Source organism: Bradyrhizobium sp. USDA 4510, assembly GCF_054059095.1.
The window spans coordinates 7,854,382-7,871,519 of record NZ_JBSSBT010000001.1 but is presented as its reverse complement, the minus strand read 5'-3'; the positions used below and the strand labels follow the sequence as shown (position 1 = coordinate 7,871,519).

The following is a 17,138-nucleotide window of genomic DNA, read 5'->3' as shown; positions in this document are numbered from 1 at the left end:
AGTAGAGAGTTGATGGACAAGACCCAGCCGCATCCGCTGTTCAAGCTGGCGACCGAACTCGGGCCACTGCTCGTGTTCTTTATCGCCAACGCCAAGTACCATCTGTTCGTCGCGACCGGCGCGTTCATGGTGGCGATCGTGGCCGCGATGATCGCATCCTATGTGGTGACCAGGCACGTGCCGATCATGGCGCTGGTGACCGGCGCGATCGTCTTGGTGTTCGGCACGCTGACGCTGGTGCTGCACGACGAGACCTTCATCAAGGTCAAGCCGACCATCATCTACGGGCTGTTCGCGGCCGTGCTCGGCGGCGGGCTGTTGTTCGGCCGGTCCTTCATCGCCATCATGTTCGACCAGGTGTTCAACCTGACGCCGCAGGGCTGGCGCATCCTCACCCTGCGCTGGGCGCTGTTCTTCGCCGGCATGGCGGTGCTCAACGAGCTTGTCTGGCGCACGCAGACCACGGATTTCTGGGTGAACTTCAAGGTGTTCGGCGTGACGCCGCTGACCATGATCTTCGCCATCGCCCAGATGCCGCTGACCAAGCGCTATCACCTTGAGCCGGTCTCGCTGGAGGCGAGTGAGGCCGACGCGGGCGACGTGCGGAAGGGGTGATCAGCACTCTGCTCCCTCGCCCCGCTCTCTTGTCCGCCGAAGCCCGCCTTCGGGCGAAGGCGGATGCGGGGAGAGGGTGGGGTGAGGGTCTCTCCACGGATAGGCTCGGAGTTTATTACAAACACCGTCCAAAGCCCCTCGCCGTAAAGGACGGGGAGAGGTGAGCGCAAGTAACGGCTATCAACTGCCCGCCGCGAGCGCCTTCTCGATCTCGGCCTTGAGCACGCGGTTGACGTTGTCCGGAGTCACCGGGCCGACCAGCTTGTAGACGATGGTGCCCTCGCGCCCGACCAGGAAGGTCTCGGGCACGCCATAGACGCCCCATTCGATCGAGGCGCGGCCGTTGCCGTCGACGCCGACGATGCCGAACGGATTGCCGTAGCGGCCGAGGAAGCGCCGGGCATTCTCGGGCGAGTCCTTGTAGTTGATGCCGATGATCTGGAAGCGCTTGTCCTTGCCGAGCTCGGTCAGCAGCGGCGCCTCGTCGTGACAAGGCACGCACCACGACGCCCAGACATTGACGACCGAGACCTTGCCCTTGAAGGCGGCGGGATCGAGACCGGGGACAGGCGCGCCGTCCCGCACCAGGCCGTCGAGCGCGGGCAGCGCGGTCTGCGGCGCCGGCCGGCCGATCAGCGCCGACGGGATTTTCGAGGGATCGCCACCATAGAGCCGCAGCAGGAACAGCCCGGCAAGGCCGAGGAAGATCAGCAGCGGCAGCACCACCAGCAGGCGGCGGGCTTGCGGCGGGCTGTTGGTCGCCTGATCGCTCATCTTATATCCGCCGCGCTGCGGCCCGAGCGGCGCGTCACGCCGCTGGCCTCGATCTCCCTGAGGCGCGCCTGTTGCCGGCGATAGTCGGCGATGATCCAGACGATCAGCAGCAGCACGACCGCCGCGACCAGCGCATAGGAGGTCACGATAAAGGAGGCGTAGGGACCAAGCGCCATCGTATCACGCCGCTCCAATTTCGTTTGACGCGGTTGCCTGCGAACCGCCGCCCACCTCGCTCGTGAACGAGACGCGGCTCGCCTGCATCATCTGCAGGCTGCGAACGCGCCGGCGCAGGATCTCGTTGCGCATCGCCGCTAGGTGCAAGGTGATGAACAGCAGCGAGAACGCGATCGCCATCACCAGCAGCGGCCACAGGAACGCCTTGTCGAGCGTCGGCCCGCCCGCGCGAAACACCGAGGCCGGCTGATGCAGCGTGTTCCACCAGTCGACCGAGAACTTGATGATCGGGATGTTGATCGCGCCTACCAGCGTGAGCACCGCCGCCGCCCGCGCCGCACGCGACGGGTCCTCCACCGCGCGCCACAGCGCCATCAGGCCGAGATACATCAGGAACAGGATCAAGACCGAGGTCAGGCGTGCATCCCACTCCCAATAGGTGCCCCACATCGGCCGGCCCCACAGCGAGCCGGTGACGAGCGCAAGCAAGGTGAAGGCGGCGCCGATCGGAGCTGCGGCTTTCGCGGCGACGTCGGCGAGCGGATGCCGCCACACGAGGGTGCCGAGCGCGGCCACGCTCATGACGCCCCAGACGAACATCGACAGCCACGCATTCGGCACGTGGATGAACATGATCTTGACCGTCGCGCCCTGCTGGTAGTCGTCGGGCGCCATCGCCGACTGGTAGAGCCCGATCGCGAGCAGGATAGCGGTCACGCCCGCGAGCCACGGCAGCATGCGCGCGGTCAGCGCCAGAAACTTGGTCGGATTGGCGAGGTCGGTCAGCGTCATGGCACCCTGATAATCGTCCGATGTGTCGCAGGCAATCGGCCGATCTCCTCCCGGCGAGATTTGATCGGGCTCATTTCAGTCCAGCCCGTGCCGCAGGCTCGCGGCGGCGGCAAAGGGGCCGATCACGAGGCTGGCAAGTGACAGCGCGCAGAGGATCGAGAATGGTGTTCCAAAGGGCGGGGGGCCCGATATCGCCGCCTGCGAGGCCGCAACCCCGAAGATCAGCACCGGGATCGACAGCGGCAGCACCAGCACCGCCAGCAATAGCCCGCCGCGATGCAGCGTCACCGCCAGGGCCGCGCCGATCATGCCGGTGAAGGTCAGCGCCGGTGTTCCCGCCAGCAGCGTTGCGGCGACCGCGAGCGTCGCGGTGCCGTCGAGATTGAGCAGCAGGCCGAGCACCGGGGTTGCGATGATCAGCGGCAGGCCGGCGGCGATCCAGTGCGCCAGCGCCTTGGCGGCGCAGGCGAGTTCCAGCGGCGTCCGGCTCATCACGATGAGGTCGAGCGAGCCGTCCTCGTGGTCGGCCGTGAACAGGCGGTCGAGCGTGAGCAGGCTCGCCAGCAACGCGCCGAGCCAGAGGATGGCGGGGCCGAGCCGCGACAGCAGCGCGAGATCCGGGCCCACCGCGAACGGCATCAGCACCGTGACGGTGAGGAAGAACAGCACGCCGATCAGCGCGCCGCCGCCGACGCGCAGCGCGATGCGGATGTCGCGCCGGATCAAGGCGCCAAGCGCGCTCATGCCGCGCCTCCCATCCGCAGATCGCGCGCGTCGATGCCGAGCGGCAGGTGCGTCGCCGCGACGATCAGGCCGCCCTGTGCGAGATGGTCACGCATCAGCCCGACGAACAGCGCCTGTCCGGCCGCGTCGAGCGCCGATGTCGGCTCGTCCAGCAGCCACACCAGCCGCCGCACCGAGAGCAGGCGCGCGATCGACAGGCGGCGGCGCTGGCCGGCGGAAAGATAGGCCGCCGGCAGGTGCGCGGCGTGGTCGAGCGCCACGGCGGCAAGGCACTGCCCGGCATCCTTGGTCTCGCCGCCGAGAAATTCCCGCCAGAAGGACAGATTTTCCGCAACGCTCAGCGCCGGCTTCAGGGCGTCGCGGTGGCCGAGATAGTGGGCCTGCTCAGGCAGGCTGAGCTCGGCGTCGCCGCCTTCGAGCGCGACCACACCCTCGGCGGGAACCAATAGCCCGGCGAGGACGCGCAGCAGCGAGGTCTTGCCGGCGCCATTGGGGCCGGTGATGGCGAGTGCCTCGCCTGACGTGGCCGACAGATCGAGGCCGGAAAACACCTCGCGTCCGCCGCGCACGCATTTCAGATTTCGTCCCGAGAGCCGCATGGTTCGTCTTGTCACAGCCCTCTGAAATCTTTCGCTACCGCGTGAGAATTTTTGGGTCGCGCAACGCTGTCGCACGCTTGTCGGTGTGGCGGCGCTTCTAGAAAGGTTCTATAAGCCCGGAACTTGATGCAGCACACACAGTCGGCGGCCGCAACCCACCCCAGGCCATCCCTTGGCCAGTGTCGATCGCCGGTGTTTAGTTACCCTTGCCGGGTATAACTGAGAATTGGGATTCCTCGCATGACCTCGCTCGACAGCTTCAAATGCCGCAAGACCCTGAAGGTCGGCGGCAAGTCCTACGTCTATTACAGCCTGCCCCAGGCAGAGAAGAACGGACTGAAGGGGATTTCGAAGCTGCCGTATTCGATGAAGGTTCTGCTGGAGAACCTGCTGCGCAACGAGGACGGCCGCACCGTCAAGAAGGAAGACATCGTTGCGGTGTCGAAGTGGCTGAAGAAGCGCCAGCTCGAGCACGAAATCGCGTTCCGCCCGGCGCGCGTCCTGATGCAGGATTTCACCGGCGTCCCGGCCGTGGTCGACCTCGCGGCGATGCGCAACGCGATGCAGAACCTCGGCGGCGATGCCGAGAAGATCAACCCGCTGGTGCCGGTCGATCTCGTCATCGACCACTCGGTGATCGTCAACTTCTTCGGTGACAACAAGGCGTTCGCGAAGAACGTCACCGAGGAATACAAGCAGAACCAGGAGCGCTACGAGTTCCTGAAGTGGGGCCAGAAGGCGTTCTCGAACTTCTCGGTGGTGCCGCCCGGCACCGGCATCTGCCACCAGGTCAACCTCGAATATCTCGCGCAGACGGTGTGGACCAAGAAGGAGAAGATGACGGTCGGCCGGAAGACCGGCACCTTCGAGGTCGCCTATCCCGACTCGCTGGTCGGCACCGACTCGCACACCACGATGGTCAACGGCCTCGCTGTGCTCGGCTGGGGCGTGGGCGGCATCGAGGCGGAGGCCTGCATGCTCGGCCAGCCGCTGTCGATGCTGCTGCCCGAAGTGGTCGGCTTCAAGCTCAAGGGCCAGCTCAAGGAAGGCGTCACCGCGACCGACCTCGTGCTGACCGTCACCCAGATGCTGCGCAAGCTCGGCGTGGTCGGCAAGTTCGTTGAATTCTTCGGCCCGGGCCTCGACTATCTCTCGGTCGCGGACAAGGCGACCATCGGCAACATGGCGCCCGAATATGGCGCGACCTGCGGCTTCTTCCCGGTCGACGCCGCGACCATCGATTACCTGAAGACCTCGGGCCGCAAGGCCGATCGCGTCAAGCTGGTGCAGTCCTACGCCAAGGCGCAGGGCCTGTTCCGCACCGCCAAGTCGACTGACCCGGTGTTCACTACCACGCTGACGCTCGACCTCGGCGACGTCGTGCCGTCGATGGCCGGGCCGAAGCGCCCCGAAGGCCGCATCGCGCTGCCGGCGGTGTCGACCGGTTTCGCGACCGCGCTGGTCGGCGAATACAAGAAGCCCGAGGGCGAGCAGAAGCGTTATGCGGTCGAGGGCCGTGACTTCGATCTCGGCCATGGCGACGTCGTGATCGCGGCGATCACCTCCTGCACCAACACCTCCAATCCGAGCGTGCTGATCGGCGCCGGCCTGCTGGCGCGCAAGGCGGCCGCCAAGGGCCTCAAGGCCAAGCCGTGGGTGAAGACCTCGCTCGCGCCGGGCAGCCAGGTGGTGGCGGAGTATCTCGCCAATTCTGGCCTGCAGGCCGATCTCGACAAGGTCGGCTTCAACCTCGTCGGCTTCGGCTGCACGACCTGCATCGGCAATTCCGGCCCGCTGCCGGAAGACATCTCGAAGTCAATCAACGAAAACGGCATCGTCGCCGCCGCCGTGCTGTCGGGCAACCGCAACTTCGAAGGCCGCGTCTCGCCCGACGTGCAGGCGAACTACCTCGCCTCGCCGCCGCTCGTCGTCGCGCATGCGATCGCCGGCACCGTGACCAAGGATCTCGCGGTCGAGCCGCTCGGCATCGGCAAGGACGGCAAGCCGGTGTTCCTCAAGGACATTTGGCCGACCGCCAAGGAGATCAACGCCTTCATGAAGAAGTACGTCACCGCGACGATCTTCAAGAAGAAGTACGCCGACGTGTTCAAGGGCGATACCAACTGGCGCAAGATCAAGACCACGGAAAGCGAGACCTATCGCTGGAACATGAGCTCGACCTATGTGCAGAACCCGCCCTATTTCGAGGGCATGAAGAAGCAGCCGGATCCGGTCACCGACGTGGTCGACGCGCGGATCCTCGCGATGTTCGGCGACAAGATCACCACCGACCACATCTCGCCGGCCGGTTCGATCAAGCTGACCTCACCCGCCGGCAAGTTCCTCAGCGAGCACCAGGTGCGTCCCGCCGACTTCAACCAGTACGGCACGAGGCGCGGCAACCATGAAGTGATGATGCGCGGCACCTTCGCCAACATCCGCATCAAGAACTTCATGCTGAAGGGTGCCGACGGCAATATTCCGGAAGGCGGTTTGACCAAGCACTGGCCCGACGGCGAGCAGATGTCGATCTACGACGCCGCGATGAAGTACCAGCAGGAGAGCGTGCCGCTGGTGGTGTTCGCCGGCGCCGAATACGGCAACGGCTCGTCGCGCGACTGGGCCGCAAAGGGCACGCGCCTGCTCGGCGTGCGCGCGGTGATCTGCCAGAGCTTCGAGCGCATCCATCGCTCCAACCTGGTCGGCATGGGTGTGCTTCCGCTCACCTTCCAGGACGGCACGTCGTGGTCCTCGCTCGGCCTCAAGGGCGACGAGAAGGTCACGATCCGCGGGCTGCAGGGCGACCTGAAGCCGCGCCAGACGCTAACGGCCGAGATCGTCTCCGCTGACGGCGGCAAAAAGGATGTCCCGCTGCTCTGCCGGATCGATACGCTGGACGAGCTCGACTACTATCGCAACGGCGGCATCCTGCATTATGTGCTGCGCAAACTCGCGGCCTAAGGCCCCTTTGTTTGAGCATGGTCTGTCCGGAAAACCGTTTCACACTTTTCCGGACCATGCTCCAACGCGGATTTGTGATCGGTGCCTCACTGCTTAGTGAGTAGCGGCTAAAAAGAAGGCGGCCTATGAAAAGGCCGCTTTCTCGCGTTTTGGGGCACGCAAGTTCAGGGACAGACTTCATGCTCCGTACAATTACGGATGGAAATCATCACGACTGGTTCGCAGTATGACAGCGATGATGGCCTATAACTGTATCTCGCGATGGTCCAGCGCCCTTGGTATCTGCGCAATCGTCGCGATCATCCGCCCCGCCCACGCCGATCCGCGTGCCGTCGTCGAACTCTTCACCTCGCAGGGATGCTCGTCCTGTCCGCCCGCGGACAAGATCATCGGTGACCTCGCGAAGGACCCCAACGTCATCGCGCTGAGCATGCCGATCGACTATTGGGACTATCTCGGCTGGAAGGACACGCTGGCCGATTCCCGTTTCAGCGCGCGCCAGAAGGCCTATTCGCATGTTCGCGGCGACCGCGACGTCTACACGCCGCAAGCCGTGATCAATGGCTCCGCGCATGTGATCGGCAGCGATCGCGCCAGTATCGAGGACGCCATCAAGGACACCGAAAGGAGCGGCAGCGTGATGTCGGTGCCCGTGACGATGACGCTGAGCGGAAAGCAGATCAACGTGTCGGTCGCCGCATCGAAGTCGCCGGCCGTGTCGCGCGGCGAGGTCTGGATCTGCTCGATCTCGAAGTCGGTGCCGATCTCGATCGCGCGCGGCGAGAACCGCGGCCGCGAGATCACCTACCACAACGTCGTGCGCAATCTCCTCAAGGTCGGTGACTGGAACGGTTCGTCCGGGAGCTGGACCGTGCCGCTGGAGAACATCACGCGTGACGGTGTCGATGCTGCGGCGGTGTACGTCCAGGACGGCAACCGCGACAAGCCGGGCCCGATGCTCGGCGCTGCCTTCACCTCACTTCACTAGCGCCTCGCTGCGGTAAGGCGCGATGCGCTGGCTTCCGCCGGTCGCACGCATGTTTTCGTGCAGCCGCATGGCGACAAACCTGCATTCAGTGATCTGCCGAAAGGAAGGCGCCGGTGCTTGGCGCGCGCGTCTCGCTTGCGCAGGCCCCAAAACAAAAAGGACCAACTTTCGTTGGCCCAGTGTTGGGATTTGACTCCCCTGCGAACAGGCCCGATCCCGACGGCCCCGGGGGGCTGGGGGCTGAGGAATCCGGAACCGAAAGGACCGGGCCAACGCAGGGTTTCCTTTTCGCAGGGCAGCGGGGCGGGCGATGGGCGGAAGTGGGGCAGCAATATGATTCCGCTAACGTTCCCGTGACTCTGCGGTTTTTCGGACAATCCGCCGCGCGCGGCGGTGGTTAAGGCCCGGTTGCATTGCGATTGGCCCCTTGCGGGCCCGCGCGCTTAGCGCGATCATGTCACTCTCGTGACGATCCCGAAGAGGGGCCTTCGGAACCCGATCGCCACCGAGGTGACAGGAGGCGCTCGATGAGTTTGATCTCGGAGGACACTGATCCGAGCGGGAGTCGTGCCGCGGCGCGCACCGCCGCCGCGACCCCTCAGCCCAATCGCGTGACTTTCAATCGACTTGAACTCAACCGCATTCTCAATCTCTACGGCCGCATGGTCGCCGACGGCGAGTGGCGCGATTATGCGATCGACTTCCTGAAGGATCGGGCCGTGTTCTCGGTGTTCCGGCGCGCGTCGGAAGTGCCGATCTACCGGATCGAGAAGGACCCCCGGCTTGCGCGCAAGCAGGGCATGTACAGCGTGATTTCCGCGACCGGCCTGATCCTGCGCCGCGGCCATGAACTCGAACGCGTGCTGTTCGTGATCGACCGCAAGCTGTCGCTGGTCTAAGCGCGTCAGGTCAGTCTGCTTGCAGCCCGGATGGAGCCAACGGGCCGCGCGAACGCGCTCGATGGCAGGCTCCGCTCAATCCGGGGCCGTTGAAGCCGCGGATGAGCCTGTCCCGGATTTCGCTTGCGCTTCATCCGGGCTACATCACATCTCGCCTCGCCCAAAAGAAAAGCCCCGGCGGAATGGCCGGGGCTTGGATTTGATCGGCTCGCTCGAGGCGCTTAGTCGCGCTGGCCGAGCAGCTGCAGGAGCAGCGTGAACAGGTTGATGAAGTTCAGGTAGAGCGACAGCGCACCAGTGATTGCCGCACGCTCTGCCATCACGCCACCCTGCGAGGCGTAGCCGTAGATGTAGTCGTTCTTCAGCCGCTGGGTGTCCCAGGCGGTGAGGCCCGCGAACACCAGCACGCCGACCACCGACACGATGAACTGCAGCGCCGAGCTCGCCAGGAACAGGTTGACCAGGCTCGCGATGATGATGCCGATCAGACCCATGAACAGGAACGAGCCCATGCCGCTCATGTCACGCTTGGTGGTGTAGCCGTAGAGGCTCAGCGCACCGAACGTTGCCGCGGTGATGAAGAACACGCGCACGATCGAGGTGTGCGTGTACACCAGGAAGATCGACGACAGCGACAGACCCATCAGCGCCGAGAACACCCAGAACAGGAGTTGGGCGGTCGCGGGCTGCAGGCGGTTGATGCCGGCCGAGATGACGAACACCATCGCCAGAGGGGCGAGGATGAACAGCCACTTCAGCGGGCTCACGAACATCGCGTAGCCGAACTGCGTCAGATAGGCGTTGCCGAACTTGGCGACGGCGGCCGACTGGTCGGTCGTCACCGCACCCATGTAGACGCCGAGCGCGGCGAGGCCGGTGATGGCCAGGCCGATGCTCATGTAGTTGTAGATGCGCAGCATGTAGGCGCGCAGACCGGCGTCGACGGCCGCAGCGTCAATGCGCCCGGCGGCCCGGCCGAAAGGAGAAGCGTAGTTGCGGTCTAGGTCCGACATGGTCGAATTCCCGTGGTTGGTCCCGGTGGAGCGCAAGGGATTTGCGGCGCCGGTCGTAAATCTATCTCAGATGGCTCGGTTTGCGGAACATTAATTCCGTGTCATTCAAACCGACTATCCGACCCGATTGGTATGTGGGAAATTAACACATCCGACGCAAGCTTCCACGCGCGGCCGAATGTCGCTCTGCCCTAGCATCATAGGCAAAAACGGCGCTCGCGCCGCTACATTTTGTCACAAATTCCGCAACACTGAGGCCGGCTTCTGGTTTAGCGCGAGCAGCGTCCCGGCGAGCCCCAGTCCGACCGTGACGACCAGCGCGGCGACCACGACCAGCGCGGCGCTGCCGGCCTGCCAGATAAAACTCAGCGTCATCAGCCTAGTCACGATCAGCCAGGCCGCGATCGAGCCGGCGATCACCCCGAACACCGCGGTTGCAAAACCGATCATCAGATACTCCAGCGCGTAGGCGCCGAGCAGTCGCACCCGCGTGGCGCCGAGCGTCTTGAGAATCACGGCGTCATAGACGCGGTGGCGGTGTCCGGCGGCGAGCGCGCCGCCGAGCACCAGGATCGCGGAGATCAGCGTCACGGCGCTGGCGCCGCGGATCGCCAGCACCAGATTGCTGACCACGCTGCCGACCGTCTCCAGCGCCTCGCGGACCCGCACGCTGGTCACCATCGGGAACGCGTCGGCGACCTGCTTGATGATGCGCGCGTCGTCGGCGGAATCGGCGTGTGGTTCCGTCAGGGTCGCGACATGGCTGTGCGGCGCACCCCTGAAGGCATTCGGCGAGAACACCAGCACGAAATTGATGCCGAGGCCCTGCCAGTCGATGTTGCGCAGGTTGGCGATTTTCGCCGGCACGTCGCGTCCGAGCACGTTGACGACGATCTCGTCGCCGATCTTCAACGACAGGCCGTCGGCGATCTTCTTCTCCATCGAGACCAGCGGCGGCCCGCTGTAGTCCGGCCCCCACCATTCGCCCTCGACGATCTTCGAGCCCTTGGGAATTTCGCCGGTGTAGGTCAGGCCCCGGTCGCTCTGCAGCACCCACTCCGAATCGACCGACGGCTTGAGCTGGTCGGCCTTGACGCCGCGCGCGGCCACGATCCGTCCGCGCAGCATCGGTACATCCTCGACGGTCGAGCCGGCGGCGACCTTCGCCAGGAAGGCATTGAAGCGGTCGGCCTCGGTGGAGGGGATGTCGATGAAGAAGAACGACGGCGCCCGCTCCGGCAGGGCGGCCAGGAATTGCCGGCGCAGATTGCCGTCGATCTGGGTGATGGTGACGAGCACCGCCAGCCCGAGCCCCAGCGACAGCACCACCGACGGCGTCAGCGCGCCCGGCCGGTGGATGTTGGCGATCGCGAGCCGCAGCATGGTCATGCGGCTGCGCGGCAGCCGCCGCGCCACCGCCATCAGGAGCTCGGCGATTCCGCGCAGCAGCAGGAACACCGCGATCGACGAGGCGACGAACACGGCAGCGACCCGCTTGTCATAGGCAAGCCCGATCGCGACTCCGATCAGGAGCGCGATCACCACGGCCATCAGCGCCAGATAGCTCCAGCGCGGGCGATGCCACTCGCTGGCGACGGTCTCGCGGAACAGCGCCGCGACCGGCACGTCATGCACCCGGCCGAGTGGCCACAGCCCGAACGCCAGCGCGGTGAGCTGGCCGTAGAGGAAGGACAGCGCGAGCTCGTCGGGATGCAGCGCGGGCACTACCGGCAGCGGCAGCAGCTTGCCGAACAGGCCGACGATGACGAAGGGGAGCGCGGCGCCGAGCACGAGCCCGATCGCCGAGCCGATCCCGGCCAGCACCACCACCTGCGTGCAGTAGATCGTGAAGACGTCGCGGCCGGTGGCGCCGAGCGCCTTGAACGAAGCGATGACGTCGCGGCGCCGGTCGATATGGCTCTTCACCGCGTTGGCGACGCCGACACCGCCGACCAGTAGCGCCGCGAGGCCGACCAGGGTCAGGAACTGGGTGAAGCGGTTGATGGTGCGCTCGAGCTGCGGCGAGGCATTGCTGCGGCTGCGGAGCTCCCAGCCGGCCTCCGGCGCGGCGGTCCGCGCGCCGTCGATCAGCGCGGTGGTGGCGCGATCGTCGTTGGCGCCGTCAGGCAGCTTCACGCGGTAGATCCAGCGCACCAGGCTGCCCGGTTGCAGCAGGTCGGTGGCGTGCAGGCTGGCTTCGCTGACCAGGAAGCGCGGCCCGAGGCCGACGCCGCCGGCAAGCTTGTCGGGCTCGGCCACCACCACGCTGCGGATCTGGTAGGTCGCACTGCCGATGGTGACGCGGTCACCGAGCTTCAGGTCGAGCCGCGCCAGCAACGTCGAATCGGCGGCCGCGCCGTAGACGCCGTCGCGTTCGGCAAGCAGATCGGCGACCGGCATGTTCGGCTCGAGCGTCAGCTCGCCGAGCATCGGATATTTGCCGTCGACGGCCTTCAGCTCGACCAGCGCCAGCTTGCCGTCATTGCTGCGGGCCATCGCGCGCAGCGTGGCCGCGATCGAAACCTCGCCGCGCGTGCGCAGATAGGCGACCTCGTTGGGTTTGGCCTCGCGCGAGATCAGCGAGAATGCGACGTCGCCGCCGAGCAGCGTACGTCCCTCGCGGGACAGGCCGTCGCCAAGGCTCGCGGCGACCGAGCCGACGCCGGCAATCGCCATCACGCCGAGCGCGATGCAGGCGATGAACACGTAGAAGCCGCGCAGGCCGCCGCGCAATTCGCGCAGCGCATAACGGAAGGCAAGCGACGACGCGCGGCCCTGCACCGCGGCTTCGGACGCGATGCTCATGTCGTGGATTGTCCGTCGATGCGGCCGGAGCGCAGCCGCACGACGCGGTCGCAGCGCTGCGCGAGCGCGAGATCGTGCGTCACCAGCACCAGCGTCATGCCGCGCTCGGCGTGCTTGGTGAACAGCAGGTCGACGATCTGCTTGCCTGTCGTCTCGTCGAGATTCCCGGTCGGCTCGTCGGCAACGAGGATCGCGGGATCGGGCGCGAGCGCGCGCGCGATCGCGACGCGCTGCTGCTCGCCGCCGGAGAGTTGCGTCGGATAATGATGCAGCCGCTCGCCGAGCCCGACCGATTGCAGCTCCTGCGCGGCGCGCGCAGCGGCATCGGGATTGCCGGCGAGCTCGAGCGGCACCGCCACGTTCTCCAGCGCCGTCATGGTCGGGATCAGATGGAATGACTGGAAGACGATGCCGACCTGGCGGCCGCGGAAGCGCGCCAGCGCATCTTCGTCGAGGGCATTGAACGAGGTGCCGTTGACGACCACTTCTCCACTGTCAGGACGTTCGAGCCCCGCCATTACCATCAGCAAGGTCGACTTGCCCGAGCCCGACGGGCCGATCAGGCCGATGGCCTCACCCGCTGCCACACGAAGGCTGATATCTTTGAGGATATGGACCCGTGCCGCGCCGGTGCCGAGCGAGAGATTGACGTTCCTGACGGCAATGGTGTCCGGCTCGACGTCGGTCAGTGAAGAGGATTCGATGAGACTGTCCATGGTTCGGTCATATGGCACTTCCGCGTCTGCGGTCGAGGGCCGGTTGAGAATCTTCGTGCACATACTCGTGTTGCTTATGGGCTTGATGACGGCGGCCAGCGCGCAGACGCCAAGGCTGGAGAATGGCCCGGAGAAGGGCCCGGCGAAGCCGATCAAGATGGTGGTTCTGGGCGATTCCCTGAGCGCCGGGTACGGCCTCCCAGGCCCGGCGGCATTCCCGATCCGGCTGCAAAAGGCGTTGGAAGCCAAGGGGATAAAGGTCGAGATGAGCAATGCCGGGGTGTCCGGCGACACCGCCTCGGGCGGCCGCGAGCGACTCGACTGGTCGGTGCCTGATGGAACCGATGCCGTGATTGTCGAGCTTGGCGCCAACGATGCCTTGCGCGGCATCGATCCCGCCGTCACGCGTGCCGCGCTCTCCGACATCATCACAAAGTTGCAGGCGCGCAAGATCGCCGTGCTCTTGTGCGGCATGCTCGCGCCACCGAACTATGGCAGTGAGTATGCAGCGAAGTTCAACGCGATCTATCCGGATCTCTCGAAGACCCTTGGCGTGCCGCTCTATCCGTTCTTCCTCGATGGGGTTGCCGCCGACGCGAAACTCAACCAGGCCGACGGCATGCATCCGACGGCAGCAGGTGTGGACATCGTTGTGAAAAATATCCTGCCCACAGTGGAGGCATTTCTCGGCGCAATATCAGGGCAACGCAGTTGAAGCGCAGGCAGTGAGCCGTGCCGTGTCCGTAGGTTTACGAGCTGTTAACGGGTCATGCTTCGCAGAGTCACATATCTCGGGTACAAATAGGCATCGGTGATTCGTCGCCGGGCCGTTACAGGGTGCGGGCTCCCAAAACCCGCGCCAAGCATCGAGGATTATTGCGATGCCGCGTCTGTTCACTGGACTGGAAATTCCGGCCGATATCGGCCAAACCCTCTCCAGCTTGCGTGGCGGCCTTCCCGGCGCACGCTGGATCGATCCCGAAAATTATCATGTCACTCTGCGCTTCATCGGCGATATCGATGGCATGTGGGCCAACGAGATCGCGACGATGTTGTTTCGGGTAAACCGCAAGCCGTTCGAGGTCAAATTGCAGGGCCTGTCGAGCTTCGGCGGACGCAAGCCGCGCGCGGTGGTTGCCGCCGTCGAGCCGAGCCGGCCGCTGATCGAACTGCAGGCCGAGCTCGAGCGGATGATGCAGCGGATGGGGCTCGATCCCGAGGGCAGGAAATTCACGCCACATGTCACGCTCGCTCGTCTGCATGACGCTTCGAGCCAGGACGTCGCGGATTATCTGTCCGTGCGCGGCTACTTCCCGAGCCGCAGCTTCCTGGCGGACCGCTTCGTGCTGTTCTCGTCGCGCGCGTCGACAGGCGGCGGCCCCTATGTGGTCGAGGATTCCTACGCGCTCTGCGCGTGAGCCTCTTCACCTCGCCCCGCTTGCGGGGAAAGGTCGGATCGCATCGAAGATGCGATCCGGGTGAGGGGGTACGGGTCCGTCGATAGAGCGCGTCGGGTGGTGAGAGCCCCTCACCCCAGCCCTCTCCCCGCAAGAGCGGGGCGAGGGAGAGGAAAGTGCATACCCCACTGGCACAATTCACGGCTTGCAATTTGCCGCACACTAGGGCCGTAAGGTGGGCTCATGCTGTCCACCTCGCCCAGTTCCTTTCTCGAGCTCTACAAATCCCTGGTCGCCTCCGGCGCGATCGAGGCCGATCCCGCCCAGGCCCGCGCCGCCGAGGCATTCGGCGCGCTGGATGAGCGGCTCGCGAGCTACAAGCCGCAGCGCAAGCAAGGCCTGTTCGGGCGGCTGTTCGGCGGCGACAAGGACGACAAGCCGCCGCGCGGGCTCTACGTCCACGGCGAGGTCGGTCGCGGCAAGACCATGCTGATGGATCTGTTCTTCCAGCAGAGCCCGGTCGAACACAAGCGCCGCGCGCACTTCCACGAATTCATGGCCGAGGCGCATGAGCGCATCTACGGCTACCGTCAGCAGATCGCGCGCGGCGAGATCGCGGACGGCGACGTGATCGCGCTCACAGCGCAGGCGATCTTCGACGAAGCCTGGCTGCTCTGCTTCGACGAATTTCACGTCACCGACATCGCCGATGCGATGATCCTCGGCCGGCTGTTCGCCAAGCTGTTCGATCTCGGCACCGTGGTGGTCGCGACCTCGAACGTTGCGCCTGACGATCTCTACAAGGGCGGGCTCAATCGCGCGCTGTTCCTGCCGTTCATCGCGCAGATCTCCGACCACATGGACGTGCTGCGGCTCGATGCGCGCACCGACTTCCGGCTGGAGAAACTCGTCGGCGTCAAGATGTGGCTGGTGCCCGCGGATGACGCGGCCGATGCCGCGCTCAACGCGGCCTGGCGGAAGATGACCGGCAATGCCCCGTGCAAGGCACGCCTCATTCCGATCAAGGGACGCATCCTGAACGTGCCCTGCTCGGCGCACGGCGTCGCGCGCTTCAGCTTCATGGACATCTGCGAGAAGCCGCTTGCCGCGTCCGATTATCTCAGGCTCGCGCACGACTACCACACGATCCTGATCGACCACATTCCGGTGATGGATTACGCCGAGCGCAATGCCGCCAAGCGCTTCATTTCGCTGATCGACACGCTCTATGACAATGCCGTGAAGCTGATGGCCTCGGCCGAGGCCGATCCGGTGTCGCTGTACCTCGCGACCGACGGTGTCGAGGCGATGGAGTTCAAGCGCACGTCCTCGCGCCTGATCGAAATGAGCTCGGAATCCTACCTGGCGCTGCCGCACGGCCGGAAGGACTCCTCGGCGAGCGGCGCATCGACTGGCCTTGTCGAGACCTGAATTCAGTCTCGATATTTCGTCTTGCGCGCGGTCCGGTTCGGCGCAACTTTTCGTGTCTCCGGGGCGGATGTTGCTGGCATGCCTGTTCGAATTCCAGGCAGGGCCCGCAATCGGGCAGGCCGCGACTTGAATGGATCATTCGAAAGGGATAACCACCCTTGCAACCGACTTCCCTCCCTCCCGTACACAGTTCAAAGGACTGATTTCCCATGGCACGCGACAAGATTGCTCTGATTGGCTCCGGACAGATCGGCGGAACGCTGGCGCACCTCGTCGGCCTCAAGGAACTCGGAGACGTCGTGCTGTTCGATATTGCCGAGGGCGTGCCGCAGGGCAAAGCGCTCGACATTGCGCAGTCGTCGCCGGTCGACGGTTTCGATTCCAATCTGGTCGGCGCCAATTCCTATGAAGCGCTCGACGGCGCCAAGGTCTGCATCGTCACCGCCGGCGTGCCGCGCAAGCCCGGGATGAGCCGCGACGATCTCCTCTCCATCAACCTCAAGGTCATGGAGCAGGTCGGCGCCGGCATCAAGAAGTACGCGCCCGACGCCTTCGTCATCTGCATCACCAACCCGCTCGACGCCATGGTGTGGGCGCTGCAGAAGGCCTCGGGCCTGCCGCACAAGAAGGTGGTCGGCATGGCCGGCGTGCTCGACTCCGCGCGTTTCCGCTATTTCCTGGCCGACGAATTCCACGTCTCGGTCGAGGACGTCACCGCCTTCGTGCTCGGCGGCCACGGCGACACCATGGTGCCGCTGACCCGCTACTCGACTGTCGCCGGCATTCCGCTGCCCGACCTCGTCAAGATGGGCTGGACCTCGCAGGCGCGCATCGATGAGATCGTCGATCGCACACGCAACGGCGGCGCCGAGATCGTCAACCTGCTCAAGACTGGCTCCGCCTTCTACGCGCCGGCTGCGTCCGCGATCGCGATGGCCGAGAGCTACCTGAAGGACAAGAAGCGCGTGCTGCCCTGCGCCGCCTATCTCAACGGCGAGTACGGCGTGAAGGACATGTATGTCGGCGTGCCGGTCGTGGTCGGCGCCAAGGGTGTCGAGCGCATCGTCGAGATCGAACTGGCGGGCAAGGACCGCGAGGCTTTCGACAAGTCGGTCGGTGCGGTGCAGGGCCTGGTCGACGCCTGCAAGAAGATCGCGCCCGATCTGCTCGGCAAGTAATCTCGATTGGCAATGGCCCGATAGGCGGTTTCAATCGCCTGTCGGGTGC

Annotated in this window: 16 protein-coding genes; 8 read left to right on the top strand and 8 right to left on the bottom strand. The window is 65.2% G+C overall.

Annotated elements, in window-relative coordinates:
* The first annotated feature begins 12 nt into the window (after positions 1–12).
* Positions 13–615 (top strand): septation protein A, encoded by a 603-nt coding sequence (locus tag ACVMDN_RS36550; RefSeq protein ID WP_057020937.1) that lies wholly within the window; start codon positions 13–15, stop codon positions 613–615.
* Between the two features lie 180 nt (positions 616–795).
* Here the strand turns inward: ACVMDN_RS36550 and ACVMDN_RS36545 are convergent, their stop codons facing one another.
* From ACVMDN_RS36545 to ccmA, 5 genes are all read right to left on the bottom strand, one after another.
* Positions 796–1,389, bottom strand: a complete 594-nt coding sequence (locus ACVMDN_RS36545; RefSeq protein ID WP_057020936.1) for a DsbE family thiol:disulfide interchange protein — start codon at positions 1,387–1,389, stop codon at positions 796–798.
* A complete protein-coding gene (ccmD, locus tag ACVMDN_RS36540; protein WP_057020935.1) occupies positions 1,386–1,565 on the bottom strand; it encodes a heme exporter protein CcmD in 180 nt (59 codons plus the stop codon). Before ccmD ends, ACVMDN_RS36545 begins: the two co-directional genes overlap by 4 nt.
* Before the next feature lie 4 nt (positions 1,566–1,569).
* Positions 1,570–2,358 carry a heme ABC transporter permease gene (locus tag ACVMDN_RS36535; protein WP_076834639.1) on the bottom strand — a complete coding sequence of 263 codons (789 nt, stop codon included), beginning with the start codon at positions 2,356–2,358 and terminating at the stop codon, positions 1,570–1,572.
* Positions 2,359–2,433: 75 nt separating this feature from the next.
* Positions 2,434–3,102 (bottom strand): heme exporter protein CcmB, encoded by a 669-nt coding sequence (gene ccmB / locus ACVMDN_RS36530; RefSeq protein ID WP_076834637.1) that lies wholly within the window; start codon positions 3,100–3,102, stop codon positions 2,434–2,436.
* Positions 3,099–3,701 (bottom strand): heme ABC exporter ATP-binding protein CcmA, encoded by a 603-nt coding sequence (gene ccmA, locus ACVMDN_RS36525; RefSeq protein ID WP_076834635.1) that lies wholly within the window; start codon positions 3,699–3,701, stop codon positions 3,099–3,101. Before ccmA ends, ccmB begins: the two co-directional genes overlap by 4 nt.
* 240 nt (positions 3,702–3,941) lie before the next feature.
* Between ccmA and acnA the strand changes: the two genes are divergently transcribed.
* The 3 genes from acnA (at position 3,942) to ACVMDN_RS36510 (ending at position 8,549) form a co-directional block, all read left to right on the top strand.
* The gene (gene acnA, locus ACVMDN_RS36520; RefSeq protein WP_076834633.1) at positions 3,942–6,662 is read left to right on the top strand and encodes an aconitate hydratase AcnA; all 2,721 of its coding nucleotides are present in this window, start codon (positions 3,942–3,944) and stop codon (positions 6,660–6,662) included.
* 226 nt (positions 6,663–6,888) lie between these two features.
* Positions 6,889–7,650 carry a DUF1223 domain-containing protein gene (locus ACVMDN_RS36515; RefSeq protein ID WP_057020930.1) on the top strand — a complete coding sequence of 254 codons (762 nt, stop codon included), beginning with the start codon at positions 6,889–6,891 and terminating at the stop codon, positions 7,648–7,650.
* Between the two features lie 527 nt (positions 7,651–8,177).
* Positions 8,178–8,549 carry a DUF2794 domain-containing protein gene (locus ACVMDN_RS36510; protein WP_028340822.1) on the top strand — a complete coding sequence of 124 codons (372 nt, stop codon included), beginning with the start codon at positions 8,178–8,180 and terminating at the stop codon, positions 8,547–8,549.
* 221 nt (positions 8,550–8,770) lie between these two features.
* Here the strand turns inward: ACVMDN_RS36510 and ACVMDN_RS36505 are convergent, their stop codons facing one another.
* The 3 genes from ACVMDN_RS36505 to ACVMDN_RS36495 form a co-directional block, all read right to left on the bottom strand.
* A complete protein-coding gene (locus tag ACVMDN_RS36505) occupies positions 8,771–9,562 on the bottom strand; it encodes a Bax inhibitor-1/YccA family protein (protein ID WP_021078796.1) in 792 nt (263 codons plus the stop codon).
* 234 nt (positions 9,563–9,796) lie between these two features.
* On the bottom strand, positions 9,797–12,367 hold the full coding sequence (locus tag ACVMDN_RS36500) for an ABC transporter permease (protein ID WP_076834632.1): 2,571 nt from the start codon (positions 12,365–12,367) through the stop codon (positions 9,797–9,799).
* Complete coding sequence (locus ACVMDN_RS36495) at positions 12,364–13,083, bottom strand: ABC transporter ATP-binding protein (RefSeq protein ID WP_028336302.1); 720 nt, start codon at positions 13,081–13,083, stop codon at positions 12,364–12,366. Before ACVMDN_RS36495 ends, ACVMDN_RS36500 begins: the two co-directional genes overlap by 4 nt.
* Before the next feature lie 55 nt (positions 13,084–13,138).
* Between ACVMDN_RS36495 and ACVMDN_RS36490 the strand changes: the two genes are divergently transcribed.
* From ACVMDN_RS36490 to mdh, 4 genes are all read left to right on the top strand, one after another.
* The gene (locus ACVMDN_RS36490) at positions 13,139–13,798 is read left to right on the top strand and encodes an arylesterase (RefSeq protein WP_076834707.1); all 660 of its coding nucleotides are present in this window, start codon (positions 13,139–13,141) and stop codon (positions 13,796–13,798) included.
* 166 nt (positions 13,799–13,964) lie between these two features.
* On the top strand, positions 13,965–14,501 hold the full coding sequence (gene thpR, locus ACVMDN_RS36485; RefSeq protein ID WP_057020928.1) for an RNA 2',3'-cyclic phosphodiesterase: 537 nt from the start codon (positions 13,965–13,967) through the stop codon (positions 14,499–14,501).
* Positions 14,502–14,723: 222 nt separating this feature from the next.
* The gene (gene zapE, locus ACVMDN_RS36480) at positions 14,724–15,911 is read left to right on the top strand and encodes a cell division protein ZapE (RefSeq protein ID WP_057020927.1); all 1,188 of its coding nucleotides are present in this window, start codon (positions 14,724–14,726) and stop codon (positions 15,909–15,911) included.
* A 209-nt stretch (positions 15,912–16,120) separates the two neighbouring features.
* A complete protein-coding gene (gene mdh, locus ACVMDN_RS36475; protein WP_028336306.1) occupies positions 16,121–17,089 on the top strand; it encodes a malate dehydrogenase in 969 nt (322 codons plus the stop codon).
* Positions 17,090–17,138 lie beyond the last annotated feature (49 nt).